This window comes from Vescimonas fastidiosa (genome assembly GCF_018326305.1).
GTDB lineage: Bacteria > Bacillota > Clostridia > Oscillospirales > Oscillospiraceae > Vescimonas > Vescimonas fastidiosa.
In genome coordinates this window covers 271127-288844 of the sequence record NZ_AP023416.1, presented here as the reverse complement: position 1 = coordinate 288844, position 17718 = coordinate 271127, and the positions used below count along the sequence as shown (strand labels likewise).

The window sequence follows — 17718 nt, the reverse complement described above, 5'->3', positions numbered from 1 at the left end:
GAGATACACCCATGGAAAAGAAAACGTTCTACATCACCACCCCCATCTATTACCCCTCCGACAAGCTCCACATCGGCCATAGCTACTGCACCGTGGCCACGGATGCCATCGCCCGCTACAAGCGCCTCCAGGGCTACGATGTCATGTTCCTCACCGGTACCGATGAGCATGGCCAGAAGATCGAGACCAAGGCCCAGGAGGCGGGCATGACCCCCCAGGCCTTTGTGGATAAGATCGTAAACGGCGAAAAGGGTGTGCGGGATCTTTGGAAGCTGATGAATATTTCCAATGACCGCTTCATCCGCACCACCGACGACTATCACTGCCGCGCCGTGCAGAAGATCTTCAAGAAGATGTACGAAAAGGGCGATATTTATAAGGGCGCCTATAAGGGTAAGTACTGCACCCCCTGCGAGAGCTTCTGGACCGAGAGCCAGCTGGTGGACGGCAAGTGTCCCGACTGCGGCCGGGAGGTCCACGATGCCCAGGAGGAGGCCTACTTCTTCCGCCTGAGCAAGTACGCAGACCGGGTGCAGCATCTCCTGGAGGATACCGACTTCCTCCAGCCCCGCAGCCGTGTCAACGAGATGGTCAATAACTTCATCAAGCCCGGCCTGGAGGACCTGTGCGTCAGCCGCACCAGCTTCACCTGGGGCATTCCCGTGGACTTTGACCCGGGCCATGTGGTCTATGTGTGGGTGGATGCCCTGTTCAACTACTGCACCGCCCTGGGCTTCTGCAACGAGCAGTACGATGATTACGATAAGTATTGGCCCGCGGATTATCACATTGTGGGCAAGGAGATCGTCCGTTTCCACTCCATCATCTGGCCCGCCATGCTCATGAGCATGGAAATGCCCCTGCCCAAGCATGTGTACGGCCACGGCTGGCTGGTTATCGACGGCGGCAAGATGTCCAAGTCCAAGGGCAATGTGGTGGACCCCTATGTGCTGGCGGAGCTGTTCGGGGTGGATGCCCTGCGCTTCTTCCTGCTGCGCACCTTCCCCTTCGGCACCGACGGCAATTTCTCCAATGAGCTGCTGATTAACACCATCAATGTAGACCTGGCCAACGACCTGGGGAACCTGGTCAGCCGCACCTGCGCCATGGTGGAGAAGTATTTCGGCGGCACCCTGCCCGAGGCCCGGGAGGATAGCCCCGCCGATGGGGAGCTGAAGGACCTGGCCACCGCCCTCCGGGGCCGCTACCAGGCGGAGATGGATAAGCTCCAGCTGCAAAACGGCCTGGAGGAGATTTTCAAGGTCATCGACCGGGCTAATAAGTATATCGACGAAAACGCCCCCTGGAAGCTGGCCAAGGAGGAGGGCAAGGAGGCCCGCCTTGCCACGGTGCTTTATAACCTGCTGGAGACCGTGCGCATCTGCACCGTCCTGCTCACCCCCTTTATTCCCGCCAGCTGCGACAAGATCTTCGACCAGATCGGTGCCTGCCAGGGCTGCCGCACCTGGGAGAGCGCCGAGACCTGGGGCCATCTGAACGATACCGTCACCGTCCGCAAGGGCGAGGCCCTCTTCCCCCGCCTGGACGCCGAGAAGGCCCTGGCGGAGCTCACCGCCCTCCAGGAGGCGCAGAAGAAGGCCGCCCTCCCCGACCTGGAGGTGGAGCCCTTCGAGCAGGAGGAGGTAGACTTCGACACCTTCTGCCGCTCCGATTTCCGGGCCGTGAAAATCAAGGCCTGCGAGGCGGTGAAAAAGAGCGATAAGCTCCTGAAGTTCACCCTGGACGACGGCTCCGGCACCGACCGCACCATCGTCTCCGGCATCCATCACTACTATGAGCCGGAGGACCTGGTGGGCAAGACCGCCGTGGCCATTTTGAATCTCCCCGTCCGGAAGATGATGGGCATTCCCTCCTGCGGCATGCTCATTTCCGCCGTACACAAGGAAAAGGGCGAGGAAAAGCTGCACCTGCTGCTGCTGGACGACTCCATCCCCGCCGGCGCAAAGCTCTGCTGAGGTGAGAAATATGAATTTTAACGAATTGGCTCTGGCCCGCTATTCCCTGCGGAAGTTTGACCCCCGGCCCATCGAGGAGGAGAAGCTGCGCCTGCTGCTGCAGGCGGCCCAGTCCGCCCCCACGGCCCATAATAACCAGCCCCAGTATCTCCTGGTGTGCAAAAGCCCGGATGCCCTGGCCCGGGTAGACCGCTGCACCACCATGCACTTCGGCGCCCCGGTGGTGCTGGTGGTGTGCTACGACCCGGCCGCCGCCTGGGTGCGCACGGGTATCGACGGGAAAAACCACGGCGAAATCGACGCCGCCATCGCCACCGCCCAGATCATGCTGCAGGCGGCGGACCTGGGCCTGGGCAGCACCTATGTGGGCGTGTTTGACCCGGAGAAGCTGGCACTTGCGCTGCCGGAGCTGGCCGGCCGCACCCCCATCGCCCTCCTCCCCGTAGGCTATCCCGCCCCGGACGCCCACCCCAGCAAGCTCCATACCCAGCGCAAGCCCCTGGAGGAATTTTATACCGAGCTGTAAGAGGCTAATATCCATAGTAAACACGGAAGCGTCCGAGATTCCCTCTCGGACGCTTCCTGTTTTATATTTTTTATCGTTTTTGTGGGCCTTGCGCGTCACAGGTAATTCAGCGGGTCCACCGCAGTGCCGTTAATATACACGCCGAAGTGGCAGTGGCTGCCGGTGCTGATGCCGGTGGAGCCCATGTAGGCAATGAGCTGTCCCTTGTACACATGCTCGCCCACGCCCACCTCCAGGCTGCTGCAGTGGGCGTACAGGGTCACCATGCCGTTGCCGTGGTCAATGCGGATGCGGTAGCCGTAGCCGCCGTCCCACCCGGAGGAGATGACGGTGCCGCCGTCCGCCGCGTAGATGGGTGTGCCCCACCCGGCGGCAATGTCCAGGGCTCCGTGGTTAGAGGAGGCGCCGGATACGCCGATGTCCCGGTAGCCGAAGTAGGAGGTGATAATGCCGCTGCAGGGCCAGCGCAGGCTGCCCGTAGCCGCCCAGGAGGGCCGCTCCTTGGTGCCCCGGGCCTGCAGCTCCGCAATGGGCTGGCTCAGGGTCACCGCCGCCACCACATCCCGGCTCACCTCTGTGCCGTTGATGTAGGTCACATTGGCGGTCACATCCTCCTTGCCGTAGGTGCCCGCCTTCAGCACCCGGTAATCGCCCTCGTAAATAGACGAGTCATCCTGGTATTCCACGCTGTAAGCCACATCCTGCAGATAGCTCTGCCTCTCCACATCCACCACCGTCAGATAAGGCACGGCGTTGCTGATGGTCAGGGTGTCGCCCACATGGATCATGTCCGCCTGATAGCCGGGGTTCAGATTCAGCAGCGTGTTCACGCCCATGTCATGCTCCATAGCGATGTCGTAGAAGGTGTCCCCGGCCTGCACCGTGTAGGTCACGGCCCCGGCCTTGGTGGCGTTGAGCTTCTCGGCGATGTAGCCCAGATTCATCATCAGGTCCGCCGTGGTGTATTCCTGCCGGATCTCGGTTTTCTCCACAAAATAGCACTCCACGGTCCGGTCGGTGATGTACCCGGTTTTCAGCTGCTCCAGCAGCTCCTCCATAGCGCCCTCATACTCCGTGGCCGCCACCGGCTCCCCGTCCACATACAGCACATAGCCGTAGGCCACCTTGCCCAGCTGCTTGGAAAGCCGTGTCTCAAATTCCTGCCGGGTCTGCACGGTGCTGCGCAGCACCACCTTCGTCTCTTGCTGCAGGAGGGATTTGTCCACGGCGTAGCTCTCGTCGCCCAAAACCTCACGGGTGACCTCCTCGATGTTGGCCGCCGCCGTGCGCACCGCCCGCTTGGAGCTGGTGGTGCCCAGGCTGATGCCGTCGTAGGACACATTCACGCCGATGGTGTACAGGCTCAGCACCACCGCAATGGCCGCCACAGCCACCGCCGAGCCGAGAAACAGCGCCGGATGCAGTCGAATTTTCTCAAACAAGGCCCGCCGCTTGCTGCCGAAGCGGATGCTGCGCCGGCGAAGGTGGTACAGCCGCTCCCGAAACCGGCTGCCGATCCGGGGAAGATTTCCCCAAATAAACAGCACCATCTGGGCCAGCCGATGGTCCGACTCCGGAAACCGCCGGGCCTTGCGCTCCCGTCCGAAGTACCGCAGCGCCTGCCGGGCCTGGTCCAGCTTCCGCCGGAAAAAGCGCAGCACCCGCCGCACCAACCCCTGCAGGTCGGTGTAGTGCTGCAAAAGATCCGGATGCTCACCCAGATACCATAATAGGCCCCGCTTTTTCTGATCGTTCATATCTATATCCATCCTAAAGGTTACAAAATAGTTACAAACCAATCATACTCTATTTCCTCTGTTCCGTCAAGGAAAAATACACGGCAAATCCTGTAATTGTGCAAATTTCCCCGAAAAAAATCGTTTACAATCCGTATAAAGTGCGGTATAATTTACTTCCTGTATAAGAGAAAGAAGAGAGAGAAAGGAGGGCGACCTTGTGGCAACGGATTTTTCCCGGACCCTGAGCCTGCTGCGGCAGGAGCGGGGCATTTCCCAGCGCAAGGCGGCCACGCAGCTGGGCATCTCCCAGGCGCTTTTGAGCCACTATGAAAACGGCATCCGCGAGCCGGGTCTGGCCTTTGTGGTCCGGGCCTGCGACTACTATCAGGTGTCGGCGGACTATCTGCTGGGCCGCACCCTCAGCCGGGACGGGGCCATCATCGTGGCCGATGATTTGTATGATTCCACGGATGAAAAGGGCAATCTTCGGGGCAGCATCATGGCCACCCTGCAAAAGAAGCTGGTGGTGAATACCGCCAATGTCCTCTTTGACCTCCTGGGCAAAACCGGCAGCCGCAGCGCCATCACCGCCGCCGGGGACTATCTCAGCGGGGCCATGTACCTGCTGCTGCGCCACCTGTATCGCCGGGGCAAGGGCAATGAGGAGCTTTTCGGCGTGGATGCGGTGTCCTTTGATGCCGGAGCGGTGGAGGCGGATATGGCCGTCAGCCGTATGCGCTACCAGCAGGCCCTTCAGGCAGAGCCCTGCCCCCCCATGACCGCCGAGTCCCTCACCGCCTATCCCGGCCTGGGCCAAAGCGTGGCCCAGGTGGTCCATAATACCGACGAGCGCTGCAAAAAGCTCCCCTGATGCAGCGCAGCAGCCCGCCCCCGCACGCAGTCACTTCTTGTAACCTTTCGTAGGGGCCGATGATCCTGTTGCGGTGCCCAAAATTTCTGCGCTGCCTTACGGCGGACGCTGGAAATTTTGACCGCGGCCACTCGCTCACCTCGCTTCATCTGCCACTGGCAGCGCTCGGTTCGCTCCCCACATCGGCCCGCCTACCGCACCTCTTGCAAAAACCCTGTCACTGGTGTGGCAATCCGCATCCCCGTCCCCTTGGCCCCCTTGCCTAAAGGGGGCTGGCACGGCGAAGCCGTGACTGGGGGATTCCTCACCGCACCCACGGCAGGGCACACGGGCCCTGCCCTACAAAGTGTTGCGTTACCGGGACTGGGCGGACAGGGTCGTCCGCCCCTACAAGCGCTTCCGTAGGGGCCGATGCCTACATCGGCCCGCCTACTGCACCCCATGTAAAACTCCCTGTCATTGCGAAGCCAGTGCGCACACTGGCTGTGGCAATCCGTTCCCCTTTGGATTTGTGCAGGGGTATTACGGATTCCCACGACCAGTCTGCGGACTGGTCTCGGAATGACACGCGAATTTCTTCGGCTCCTGTCACTGGCTGTGGCAATCCGCGTCCCCGTCCCCCCTGCACCCCCCAAAATCCCCATTCATCGGAGGTCAATACCTATGTTCGATCAATCCCACATCCGCAATTTTTCCATCATCGCCCACATCGACCACGGCAAGTCCACCCTGGCGGACCGCCTGCTGGAGAAGTGCGACGCCGTCCCCCAGCGGGAAATGGAAAACCAACTCCTGGACAATATGGACCTGGAGCGTGAACGGGGCATCACCATCAAGTCCCGGGCCGTCCACCTGTTTTATAAGGCGAAGGACGGGGAAATCTACGCCCTGAACCTCATCGACACCCCGGGACATGTGGACTTCAATTACGAGGTCTCCCGGTCCCTGGCCGCCTGCGAGGGGGCGGTGCTGGTGGTGGACGCCACCCAGGGGGTAGAGGCCCAGACCCTGGCCAATACCTACCTGGCCCTGGATCACGACCTGGAAATTCTTCCCGTTTTCAACAAGATCGACCTCCCCGCCGCCGATCCCCTGAAGGCCAAGCAGGAGGTGGAGGACATCATCGGCCTGCCGGCCCTGGATGCCCCGGAGATCTCCGCTAAAAATGGCGTGAATATCGACGCGGTATTGGAGGACATCGTGGCGGGTGTCCCCGCCCCCAGCGGCGACCCCAACGCCCCCCTCCAGGCCCTGGTGTTCGACAGCCAGTATGACCCCTATGTGGGTGTGGTGGTCTATTTCCGTATCCGCCAGGGCACCCTGCGCCGGGGTCAGACCATTCGCCTTATGGCTACCGGCGCCCAGTATACCATCCTGGAGTGCGGCTACCTCAAGCCCCTGGGCAATGAGCCCACCGACGCATTGCAGGCCGGGGAGGTGGGCTACTTCACCGCCTCCATCAAGACCGTCAAGGATACCCAGGTGGGCGACACCGTCACCGACGCGGAAAATCCCGCCTCGGAGCCCCTGCCCGGCTACCGTCCCGCCCAGTCCATGGTCTACTGCGGCATTTACACCGAGGACGGCAGCAAGTATCCGGACCTCCGGGACGCCCTGGAAAAGCTCCAGCTCAACGATGCCTCCCTGACCTTCGAGCCGGAAAGCTCCGTGGCCTTGGGCTTCGGCTTCCGCTGCGGCTTTTTGGGTATGCTCCATATGGAGATCATCCAGGAGCGGCTGGAGCGGGAGTTCAATTTGGACCTGGTCACCACCCTCCCCTCCGTTATTTATCATGTGTATAAGACCGACGGCACCCTGGTCAAGGTGGATAACCCCCATAATTATCCCGACCCCGCCGTTATTGAGCACGCCGAGGAGCCCTATGTGAAGGTTTCCATCATCACCCCCAACGAGTATGTGGGCAATATCATGCCCATGTGCCAGGACCGCCGGGGCGAGTTCAAGGATATGCAGTACCTGGACACCCATCTGGTGGAGCTGCACTATCAAATGCCCCTGAACGAGATCATCTATGATTTCTTCGATACCCTCAAGGCCAATACCAAGGGCTACGCCAGCCTGGACTACGAGCTCTCCGGCTACCGCCCCAGTGACCTGGTGAAGGTGGACCTGCTCCTGAACGGCGACGGCGTGGACGCCCTGAGCTTCATCGCCCATAAGGATAAGGCCTATCCCCGGGCCCGCCGTCTGTGCGAAAAGCTGAAGGATAATATCCCCCGCCAGCTCTTCGAGGTCCCCATCCAGGCGGCTATCGGCGGGCGCATCATCGCCCGGGAAACGGTGAAGGCCATGCGAAAGGATGTTCTGGCCAAGTGCTACGGCGGCGATATCACCCGCAAGAAAAAGCTGCTGGAGAAGCAAAAAGAGGGAAAAAAGAAGATGCGGAATCTCGGCACGGTGCAGGTGCCTACCGAAGCCTTCATGGCTGTACTCAAGCTGGATAGCGATTGATACCATAATAGAGAAAGAGGAAGCAGTCGGAGGCTGCTTCCTCTTGTTGCTGTCAGCGGTTATTTTTTTTGAGGCTGTTTGCCGGGAGTGCGCGTCAGACCTGGATGGTGGTGCGCTTTCTCTCTTCATCTGCCGCTGCGGCGGCGGCCTGCGCCCTGCCACGGGCGAGGATAGCCGGAAGCCGGTCTCTGGGGATGACCATGACCCGACCGTTGGCATCGTAGCGGGGGTACATGCCGTTAAAGTAGACAACGCCCGTTTCCGCGTCCACAAAAACAGCGATTGGAAGCGGAGAACTCTGCGAGATATATCTTAAGCTCGAGTATATGTTCACGGAATCTATTTGAATCAGTTCCATCGTGTTTTCTCCTTAAAGGCAGGTCTTTCTATTATTTTCTTGGTATCCACACTTCGAAATAATCATATTCGCTCCATCCTCCTACTTTGCCCCCTCCCTTTCCGAAGCGCTTTGCAATTTCATCAGCCACGAACTTTGCTGCATCGCGAGAGACATTTTTATATCCATGGGATGCATAAGCGTAGTTATAGCTATATCCGCTCCATGACCGAAAATATATACCGCCCGCTTTACCATAATAAGAATCATAACTAACACGGGCAATTTCGAGATCGGGGGCTACCCGTTCAATGGTGGCGATAACATCGTCCGCGAGTTCCCGCTGCGCGGTATTTTGGGGATGCTTGCTTTCTTCCTCCCGTTTTGTTCTTGAGGACTTAATCACCACAAACAGCACCACCCAGAAAAGAATACCTGGCAGAGCCAACATGAAGTCACTCAAAAAACATCCCCCTTTTCTCGCCAAATTGTGTAAAACAGACTGCTTGCAGTATAGCATACAGAGTTAACATGTGTCAATATCCGTACATACGAATTATAGCAGATACCGAAATCCGTATATGGTTTTTATACTGTTTGGTACGAAAGGGGTGTCTGCCAATGATAAGCTACGAACCGCTGTTTCGGACCATGGAGGAAAAGGGCGTGACCTCATACCGGCTTGGGAAGCTGGGCTTTCCGCTGTCGAATTTCTACGCCATGAAGCACGGCGACAATGTATCGACACACACCATCAACCAGCTCTGTCGGCTGCTGCAATGCCGCGTACAGGATGTGATGGAGTATATAGACGAAGAATAATCGCAAAAATGAAATGCCCTGGAGCAGATCGTGTGACTCCCCGCTGGACAGAGGGCAAATTTGGTAGTATACTATGTGTAATATTTGCGGCGAAAGGGTCTGCAAAAGTGAGAGGAGAACGGAAAATGAAGCGAAAAGTATTGCTGCTGGGCGACCCGGCTCTGTATGAGGTGAGCTCCGCCGTGACCCGGGAGGAGCTGGAGGAGCTGCGGCCCGACATTGAGGATATGTTTGAATGCCTAAAGGATGCAGGCTTCGGCCACGGCATCTCCGCCCCCCAGATCGGCATTAAAAAGCGGCTTATTTGCCTGGATTTAGACGGGGTGCGCCGGGTCATCGTGAACCCCACATTGGAGCTGGTGGGCAGCGAGATGATGGAGCTGATGGACGACTGCCTGTGCTTCCCGGGCCTGCTGGTAAAGGTCCGGCGGAATCGGCGCTGCATCGTCCGCTACCGGGACGAAAATTGGCAGGTGCAGGAGCTTGCCTGCGAGGGGTATCTGTCCGAGCTTATCCAGCACGAGTACGACCACCTCAACGGCATCCTGGCCACCATGCGCGCCGTGGACGGCAAGGCCTTTGTGATGAAGGCGTAAAAATTTTCACCCTATAATCTATGGGAAACGGCACCGGAGACGGTGCCGTTTCGGTGCAATTTGGTGCCGTTTCGGTGAAGAAACGAGGCCATAAAGACAAAAAAAGGTCCCGGTTCCCGGAGAAGGCTCTCCGGGGACCGGGACTCTGTACTTTTTTTGGGGGTATGTGTGCAGCGGAAAGGGATCGATAGTCCTTGGCCTGCTCCTCGCCGTTGAGGACCCGGAGGGCAGCCTGGGCCAGAGCCAGCAGCTCGTCCTCGCCGGGATAGACGGTGACGGGGGCGATCCACTCCACCATATCCTTCAGGGCCTGGACGGTCTCCTTGCCGTAGGCAATGCCGCCGGTGAGAATGATCTGATCCACCTGGCCGTGCATGGCGGCGGCCATAGCGCCGATCTCCTTGCCGATCTGATAGTGGAAGGCGTCGATGACCTCGGCTACCTTGGCATCGGTCTCGGCCATCTTCAGCAGGTCACGCATATCGGTGCTGCCGGCATAGGCCACCAGACCGCCGCGGCCCACGAACATCTTCCGCAGCTCCTCCTCGGTATAGTCGCCGGAGAAGCACAGCTTCATCACGGCGTCGGTGGGGAGGCTGCCGGAGCGCTCGGGGGAGAAGGGGCCCTCGCCGTCCAGAGCGTTTTCGGTGTCCACCACGCTGCCCTTTACATGGGCGCCTACGGACACACCGCCGCCCATGTGGCAGACGATGAGGTTCAGGTCCTCATACTTCTTGCCCACCTCCTTGGCGTAGCGCTTGGCCACGGCCTTCTGGTTCAGGGCGTGGAACTTGCTGACCCGCTGGATCAGGGGATGGCCGGAATAGCGGGCAATGGCCTGCAGCTCGTCCACCACGGGGGGGTCGGCAATGAAGGAGGGGATGCCCAGCTCGTCGCCGATCTCCCGGGCGATGAGGCCGCCCAGATTGCAGGCGTGCTGACCCTGGACGCCGGCTACGCAGTCGGCCAGCAGGGCATCGGAGGTGGCGTAGGTGCCGCCACGAATGGGCTTTACCAGGCCGCCCCGGGCGCAGATGGCGGTGAGCTTCTTCATGTCGAAGTTGTTTTCGATCAGGGCCTGCTCCACCAGCTCCTTACGCCATCCCTTCTGGTCGGGAATGGTGGCAAACTTTGCGATCTCCTCGGCGGGATGACGCAGGGTTTTGTCAAAGAGCAGGGTGCCGTTTTCAAACACGCCGATCTTGGTAGAGGTGGAGCCGGGGTTGATAACAAGAATGTAATTAGACATAGTGATTTCCTCCTGAGGCTTCAAAATTATAAGATAAAACGCAAAACCGTTTCGGTCATAATGCTTATATTATACACCATACTTTAGGTGGATGTAAATTGTTTTTTTGATGAAAAAAGCGCATTTTGGCCGCAATCTTCTGCCGATTCAGGCATAAAGACCGTCCAGCCGGTCTATCAGCGCCGCCAGGGCATCCTCCCGGCAGTCCGGCAGCAGCTCCACCCCCGGCGCCCGGCGCACGGCCTCGATGGCATTGGCCGGGGCAAAGGCGTGGCCCGCGGCGGCCAGCATGGTCAGGTCGTTGGCCTGGTCCCCTACGCAGCAGACATTTTCCGCCCGGATGCCCAGGACAGACGCCAGCTTTTGGGTCATGGCCCCCTTGGTGGCACCCTTGGCGGTGATTTCCAGGAAAAATTTTCCGGAGCGGACGATCTCAAAGTCCCGGGCCCAGGGCTGGCTGCGGATATACCGCTCCAAGTCCCGGCCCCGCTGGCCCGTCTCCTCAAACAGCACCTTGCTGATGGGCATGGGCACCTGCAGGATGGAGTCCGCCTCCGTGGCGGCGGAATGGGTCAGGGCCATGTGGTTGCGGGTCAAATCGTTGGGGTGGAGGGTGTGGATCTGGCTGCCGTCGTGATAAATCTCGGCGGCGAGACCCGGGAAGGCCAGCTCTACCGCGTGGAGGTCCCGGCGGATGGAGTCCGGGAGAAAGGCGGTGCAGAGGTACTCGCCCCGGGCAAAATCATAGATGGCCGCGCCGTTAAAGAGGACGGTGGGGCCGTTCATGGGCAGCGTGGGGGCAATGGGCGCAAAGCTGGGCAGGGCCCGGCCTGTGGCCACGGAAAAGAGGCCGCCCTGGGCCGTGAAATACTCCAGGGCCCGGCGGTTTTCCCGGGAAAGGGGCGGCAGAGAACCGCCGCCCAAAAGAACCTCCTCGGTATAGACCAAGGTATTATCAAAGTCGCTGACCAGGAGGACACCTTGAAATTTTCCCATGGCTGTTATGCCTCCGTCTTGCCGCTGCCGCCGGGACCCCGGCGGGGGTGACGGCGTCCGCTCCGGTGCCGGGGCTTCTTTACCTCGCCTCCGGCGGCCTGCTTGGGAGGCTGGGGCTTGGCCGCCTGGGGAGCGGCTCCCTCGGGCTTTTGCCCGCCCCGGCGGCGCGGGGGACGGGGCTTATCGGCCTGCTTTTCGCTCTGCTTGGGGGGCTGCTTCTGGGCCTTGGGGGGATTTTTCTCCGGGGACCTATCCTCGGCAGGGCGGCTGCCTCTGCGGCGGCGATTGCGGCCGGAGCGGCCGGACTCCCGCTTTTCCTCCGCCGGGGGCTCTGCCGCCTCGGGAGAGCTATAGAGGAAGTCGGACACCACCGCCGGGAACTCCTCGGGCTTCTCCTCCACCACCATTCGGGCGGGGCGCTCCCGGGGCACCTGGATACCGTCGCGGCTGCCCTTGCCGTTGCGCAGGACGCAGATCTCGCAGTTGTGGTAGCACCGGGGGGACTCGGGCTGATCGTCCAGCCGGACGGTGACCTGCTCCTTCAGCAGGTTTACGGCGCTGATGTTGCCGGGGCCGTCGGGGGTCTGGACAAAGGAGTCGTTTTTCGGCATACGCCGGGCGGCATCCTCATAGGCCTCCTGCTCGTACTTCAGGCAGCACATAAGGCGGCCGCAGGTGCCGGAGATCTTGGCGGGGTTCAGGGAGAGATTTTGGGTCTTGGCCATCTTGATGGACACGGGGATGAAATCGTCCATATACTGGCTGCAGCAGAAGGGACGGCCGCAGATGCCCAGGCCGCCCAGCATCTTTGCCTCGTCCCGGACGCCGATCTGGCGCAGCTCGATGCGGGCGTGGAAGGCGGCGGCCAGATCCTTTACCAGCTCCCGGAAATCCACCCGGCCGTCGGCGGTGAAGAAAAAGAGCAGCTTATTGCCGTCAAAGGAGCTTTCCGCCCGGACCAGCTTCATCTCCAGGCCCCGCTGGGCGATCTTCTTCTGGCAGACCGCAAAGGCCTCCTTTTCCCGGGCCCGGGCCATTTGCAGGCTGCGTCGGTCATTCTCCGTGGCCGGGCGCAGCACCCGGCGCAGAGGCTCCACCACCTGATGATCCTCCACGGTGTGGTTGCCCTGGGTGCAGGTGACATACTCCGGCCCCTGGGCGGTCTCCACGATCACATCCTGGCCCGGGGCAACGGTGAGCTGCCCGGGGCTGAAATAATAATTCTTGCATCCGCTGCGGAAGCGGACGCTGATAACTTCCTTCATAGGATATCCTCCCATTCTACGGCGACGGCGCCTAAAACCTGGCCCACCGCCACATTCCATTCACATTCTTGGGCGAATTTGCCCAGCATTTCACACAGCCGCATAAGCTGCTTTTTTGTAAGCCTTCGGCTCAGGGGCCCTACCCCGTCGGCGCACAGAGTCTCCGGGGGTGCGCCCCAGCGCAGACGCAGGGCCTGCAGGCTGCCCTCCCGGCACTCCCGCAGCACCTGCTGGAGCTTTTCCCGGGTCATTTTCCCGTTTTCAAAGCCCACCAGCACCTGCGTAACCGCCGGGCTCTCGCCGCCGGCCATAGCCTCCAAAAGTGCCTGGGCCTCCGGGCTTGGCGCCGCCGCCTCCTGCTCCGTGGGGCGCACGGAAAGCTCCGCGCACCGGGAGCGCACCGTGGGCAGCAGCACCGAGGGATTTTCCGCGCAGAAAAGAAACGCCGCGTAGGCAGGCCCCTCCTCCACAAGCTTTAAGAGAACATTCTGGTCCTGGACCGTCAGGCGGCGGCAGTCGGGGAAAAGGAACACCTTGCACGCGCCCTCGTTGGGCTGGATATAGGCATCGGAGCGCAGGGCCCGCAGCACCTCCACGGACAGATCCTTGTGCTGGCTGTCCTCGGCGGTGACGCAGTCGGGATGGGTGCCCCGGAGCACCTTGCCGCAGGCGGGGCAGCGCAGGCAGGGCTTATCCGCCTGCCGGCACTCTAAGGCGGCGGTGTAGAACCGGGCGGCGGCCAAAAGATCGCCGCTGCCGGAAAAGATGACGCTGTGGGGCAGCGCACCCTGCCGGGCCCCGCGGCGAATACGGCTCTCCAGCACAGGATCCATTGGGCTCCCCCTCCCCTTTTCCGAAAAATACACCCTGCCATGACAATAAAATACAGTACCAGTATAGCACAGCTCCGGCATTTTCTCAACCGCTCCCGTATTTTTTTTGTGATTTGCGCCATTTATTTGCAAAAGGGACGAGAGAATTCGGCAAAAGGGTAAAAAATAGAAAAAAGGGAGAGAATATGTTGCATTTTCTTATCTTTGTGGCTATAATGAATTCTGCTATTATTAAAAAGGTATATTGGAGGGTATTATGAGCAAAAAATTCTGCTATCTGTTTACCGAGGGTAATGCATCCATGCGCGAGCTGCTGGGCGGCAAGGGTGCAAACCTGGCTGAGATGACCAACATCGGTCTGCCGGTTCCCCAGGGCTTCACCATTACCACCGAGGCCTGCACCCAGTACTATGAGGACGGACAGAAGATCAATGACGAGATCATGGCCGAGATCATGGAGTACATCGAGAAGATGGAGAAGATCACCGGCAAGAAGTTCGGCGACCATGAGAATCCTCTGCTGGTGTCTGTGCGCTCCGGCGCCCGGGCCTCCATGCCCGGCATGATGGACACCATCCTGAACCTGGGCCTGAATGAGGATGTGGTGGGCGTCATCGCCGCCAAGTCCGGCAATCCCCGCTGGGCCTGGGACTGCTATCGCCGCTTTATCCAGATGTATTCCGATGTGGTGATGGAGGTAGGCAAGAAGTATTTCGAGCAGCTCATCGACGAGATGAAGGAGAAGAAGGGCGTCACCCAGGATGTGGAGCTCTCCGCCGAGGATCTGAAGGAGCTGGCCATGCAGTTCAAGGCCGAGTACAAGGCCAAGATCGGCGCCGACTTCCCCTCTGACCCCAAGGAGCAGCTCATCGGCGCCATCAAGGCCGTGTTCCGCTCTTGGGACAATCCCCGGGCCAATGTATACCGCCGGGATAACGACATCCCCTATTCCTGGGGCACCGCTGTCAACGTTCAATCCATGGCCTTCGGCAACATGGGCGACGACTGCGGCACCGGCGTGGCCTTTACCCGTAACCCCGCCACCGGCGAGAAGAAACTCATGGGCGAGTTTTTGACCAACGCCCAGGGCGAGGATGTGGTGGCCGGCGTGCGCACCCCCATGCCCATCGACCAGATGGCCGAGAAGTTCCCCGAGGCCTATGCACAGTTTGTGGATGTGTGCAAGACTCTGGAGGACCATTACCGGGATATGCAGGACATGGAGTTCACCGTGGAGCACGGCAAGCTCTATATGCTCCAGACCCGTAACGGCAAGCGCACCGCCAAGGCGGCCCTGAAGATCGCCTGCGACCTGGTGGACGAGGGCATGATCTCCGAGCAGCAGGCCGTGGCCATGATCGACCCCCGGAACCTGGATACCCTCCTGCACCCCCAGTTTGACGCCGAGGCTCTGAAGAAGGCCCAGCCCGCCGGCAAGGCCCTGCCCGCCTCCCCCGGCGCCGCCTGCGGCAAGATCGTCTTTACCGCCGAGGACGCCAAGGCTTGGGCTGCCCGGGGTGAGAAGGTGGTCCTGGTCCGCCTGGAGACCTCTCCCGAGGACATCGAGGGCATGAAGGCTGCCCAGGGCATCCTCACCGTGCGCGGCGGTATGACCAGCCACGCCGCTGTGGTGGCCCGCGGTATGGGCACCTGCTGCGTCTCCGGCTGCTCCGCCATCGCTATGGACGAGGAGAACAAGAAGTTTACCCTCTCCGGCAAGACCTATCACGAGGGCGACTGGCTGAGCCTGGACGGCTCCACCGGTAATATTTACGACGGCGCTATGCCCACCGTGGACGCTACCATCGGCGGCGAGTTCGGCCGCATCATGGGCTGGGCCGACAAGTATCGCCGCCTGAAGGTCCGCACCAATGCCGACACCCCCCACGACGCCGCTAAGGCCCGTGAGCTGGGCGCCCAGGGCATCGGCCTGTGCCGTACCGAGCATATGTTCTTCGAGGGCGACCGTATCGAAGCTATCCGCGAGATGATCTGCTCCGACACCGTAGAGGAGCGGGAGGCGGCTCTGGCCAAGCTCCTGCCCATGCAGCAGGGCGACTTCGAGGGCATCTATGAGGCCATGGAGGGCTGCCCCGTGACCATCCGCTTCCTGGATCCCCCTCTGCACGAGTTCGTGCCCACCGAGGAGGCCGACATTGAGAAGCTGGCCAAGGCCCAGGGCAAGACCGTGGAGCAGATCAAGAACATCATCGCCGCCCTCCACGAGTTCAACCCCATGATGGGTCACCGTGGCTGCCGCCTGGCCGTTACCTTCCCGGAGATTGCCGCCATGCAGACCCGGGCTGTCATCCGCGCCGCCATCAATGTGCAGAAGAAGCACCCCGACTGGACCATGGTCCCCGAGATCATGATCCCCCTGGTGGGCGAGGTGAAGGAGCTGAAGTATGTAAAGGACATCGTGGTTACGACCGCCGACCAGGAGCTGGCCGCCGCCGGGATGGACATGAAGTACCTGGTGGGTACCATGATCGAGATCCCCAGAGCCGCCCTCACCGCCGACCAGATCGCCACCGAGGCCCAGTTCTTCTCCTTCGGCACCAACGACCTGACCCAGATGACCTTCGGCTTCAGCCGCGACGACGCCGGCAAGTTCCTGGGCGCTTACTACGATAAGAAGATCTACGAGAACGATCCCTTCGCCAAGCTGGACCAGGTCGGCGTAGGCAAGCTGGTGAAGATGGCCGCTGAGATGGGCCGCGCCACCCGCCCCGACATCCACCTGGGCATCTGCGGCGAGCACGGCGGCGACCCCAGCAGCGTGGAGTTCTGCCACAAGGTGGGCCTGGACTATGTGTCCTGCTCCCCCTTCCGCGTTCCCATCGCCCGTCTGGCCGCTGCCCAGGCTGCCATCAAGGAACAGCGCCAATAAGAAGCCCGCGCAAGTGGCGTAATGCCCCTTAATACCCTATAAAAACGGCCACACCGCTTCCCGGAGCGGTGTGGCCGTTTGAGATGGTCGGAAAATCCACCGGTTTTTTCCGACAAAAGAGAAACCGTTTCGTTACGGAGGTTTTGACAGCCCCGGCCGGGCATGGTATGCTAGTAAAAAAGAAAAGCGGAGGCGCGGACATGAAGCAGTACATCGGCATCGACCTGGGCGGCACCGGCATCAAGGGGGCCGTGGTCCGGGAGGACGGGGAAATTTTGGCCCGGCAGACCTGCCCCACCCGGCCGCGGCGAGGCCCGGCGGCGGTGGCGGAGGATATTGGCGCCATGATCCGTACCCTGGGCCGGGGCCGGGAGGTGGCCGGCGTGGGCCTGGGCTGCCCCGGTACGGTGGATGACCGGGCGGGCACCGTGGTGTACGCCTGCAACATCGGCTGGGTGAACTATGATGTGCGCCGGACCCTGGAGGACACGGGCTTTTCCGTGCGCCTGGTAAATGATGCCAACGCGGCGGCCCTGGCAGAGGCGGCGGTGGGGGCGGCCAAGGGCACCCGAAGCGCCGTAGTGGTGACCCTGGGCACCGGCATAGGCGGCGGCGTGGTGCTGGACGGGCACCTGCTCACGGGCTTTACCGGGGCGGCCAGCGAGCTGGGACATATGTGCATTGTGGCCGACGGGGAGAGCTGCGCCTGTGGCCGCCGGGGCTGCTGGGAGACCTATGCCTCCGCCACGGCGCTGATACGCCGGACGGAGGCGGCTATGGCGGCCCACCCGGACAGCGCCCTGCACCGCATCGCCCGGGAAAAGGGCGGCGTAGATGGCCGCACGGCCTTTGCCGGGCAGGAGGCCGGAGATCCGGCAGCCACCCGGGTGGTTGCGGAGTACATCCGGTATCTGGGTGTGGGGATCGCCAACCTGGTGAATATCTTTTTCCCGGAGGTCATAGCCCTGGGCGGCGGCATCGCCAACCAGGGGGAAACGCTGCTGCGGCCCCTGCGCGCCCAGGTACAGAGCCAGGAATATGGCTCCGCCTACACGAAAAAGCACCCCCGCATCGTGACCTGCACCCTGGGCAGCGACGCCGGTGTCATCGGCGCGGCCCTCTTTGCCGCGGAAAAGCCGGAATAAT

Annotated in this window: 14 protein-coding genes and 1 pseudogene; 8 read left to right on the top strand and 7 right to left on the bottom strand. The window is 61.0% G+C overall.

The genetic code is table 11. The annotated features are described in order from the left end of the window. Positions 1-11: 11 nt before the first annotated feature. Both metG and KI236_RS08625 read left to right on the top strand, forming a co-directional pair. Positions 12-1976 carry a methionine--tRNA ligase gene (gene metG, locus KI236_RS08630; RefSeq protein WP_212821187.1) on the top strand — a complete coding sequence of 655 codons (1965 nt, stop codon included), beginning with the start codon at positions 12-14 and terminating at the stop codon, positions 1974-1976. 10 nt (positions 1977-1986) lie between these two features. Then, on the top strand, positions 1987-2502 hold the full coding sequence (locus KI236_RS08625; protein WP_212821185.1) for a nitroreductase family protein: 516 nt from the start codon (positions 1987-1989) through the stop codon (positions 2500-2502). 95 nt (positions 2503-2597) lie between these two features. On the opposite strand, the gene KI236_RS08620 is transcribed toward KI236_RS08625, so the two are convergent. After that, on the bottom strand, positions 2598-4259 hold the full coding sequence (locus KI236_RS08620; protein WP_212821183.1) for a M23 family metallopeptidase: 1662 nt from the start codon (positions 4257-4259) through the stop codon (positions 2598-2600). 199 nt (positions 4260-4458) lie between these two features. Here KI236_RS08620 and KI236_RS08615 point away from each other — a divergent pair, with 199 nt between their 5' ends. Both KI236_RS08615 and lepA read left to right on the top strand, forming a co-directional pair. Continuing rightward, positions 4459-5112, top strand: a complete 654-nt coding sequence (locus tag KI236_RS08615) for a helix-turn-helix domain-containing protein (RefSeq protein ID WP_212821181.1) — start codon at positions 4459-4461, stop codon at positions 5110-5112. Positions 5113-5775: 663 nt separating this feature from the next. Next, entirely contained in the window at positions 5776-7584 is a 1809-nt protein-coding gene (gene lepA / locus KI236_RS08610) for a translation elongation factor 4 (RefSeq protein ID WP_212821178.1), read from the top strand. 94 nt (positions 7585-7678) lie between these two features. Here the strand turns inward: lepA and KI236_RS08605 are convergent, their stop codons facing one another. Then, entirely contained in the window at positions 7679-7855 is a 177-nt protein-coding gene (locus KI236_RS08605; RefSeq protein WP_212821171.1) for a hypothetical protein, read from the bottom strand. A 118-nt stretch (positions 7856-7973) separates the two neighbouring features. After that, positions 7974-8384 (bottom strand): hypothetical protein, encoded by a 411-nt coding sequence (locus KI236_RS08600; RefSeq protein WP_212821169.1) that lies wholly within the window; start codon positions 8382-8384, stop codon positions 7974-7976. 158 nt (positions 8385-8542) lie between these two features. On the opposite strand from KI236_RS08600, the gene KI236_RS08595 reads away from it, so the two are divergent. Then, a complete protein-coding gene (locus tag KI236_RS08595; RefSeq protein ID WP_212821167.1) occupies positions 8543-8743 on the top strand; it encodes a helix-turn-helix domain-containing protein in 201 nt (66 codons plus the stop codon). Between the two features lie 125 nt (positions 8744-8868). Continuing rightward, positions 8869-9339 (top strand): peptide deformylase, encoded by a 471-nt coding sequence (locus KI236_RS08590; protein WP_212821165.1) that lies wholly within the window; start codon positions 8869-8871, stop codon positions 9337-9339. 187 nt (positions 9340-9526) lie between these two features. Here the strand turns inward: KI236_RS08590 and buk are convergent. The 4 genes and pseudogenes from buk to KI236_RS08570 all read right to left on the bottom strand — a co-directional run. Further along, positions 9527-10588 (bottom strand): annotated as a pseudogene (gene buk / locus KI236_RS08585) (butyrate kinase); the annotation flags it as partial. Positions 10589-10735: 147 nt separating this feature from the next. Continuing rightward, a complete protein-coding gene (locus tag KI236_RS08580; protein WP_212821161.1) occupies positions 10736-11584 on the bottom strand; it encodes an HAD-IIB family hydrolase in 849 nt (282 codons plus the stop codon). Positions 11585-11589: 5 nt separating this feature from the next. Next, positions 11590-12849 (bottom strand): PSP1 domain-containing protein, encoded by a 1260-nt coding sequence (gene ricT / locus KI236_RS08575; protein ID WP_212821159.1) that lies wholly within the window; start codon positions 12847-12849, stop codon positions 11590-11592. Continuing rightward, on the bottom strand, positions 12846-13682 hold the full coding sequence (locus KI236_RS08570) for a DNA polymerase III subunit delta' (RefSeq protein ID WP_212821157.1): 837 nt from the start codon (positions 13680-13682) through the stop codon (positions 12846-12848). The genes ricT and KI236_RS08570 overlap by 4 nt, the downstream gene beginning before the upstream one ends. A gap of 256 nt (positions 13683-13938) precedes the next feature. On the opposite strand from KI236_RS08570, the gene ppdK reads away from it, so the two are divergent. Then, the gene (gene ppdK / locus KI236_RS08565; protein ID WP_212821155.1) at positions 13939-16572 is read left to right on the top strand and encodes a pyruvate, phosphate dikinase; all 2634 of its coding nucleotides are present in this window, start codon (positions 13939-13941) and stop codon (positions 16570-16572) included. 200 nt (positions 16573-16772) lie between these two features. Next, the gene (locus KI236_RS08560) at positions 16773-17717 is read left to right on the top strand and encodes an ROK family protein (RefSeq protein WP_212821153.1); all 945 of its coding nucleotides are present in this window, start codon (positions 16773-16775) and stop codon (positions 17715-17717) included. Position 17718: the final 1 nt, after the last annotated feature.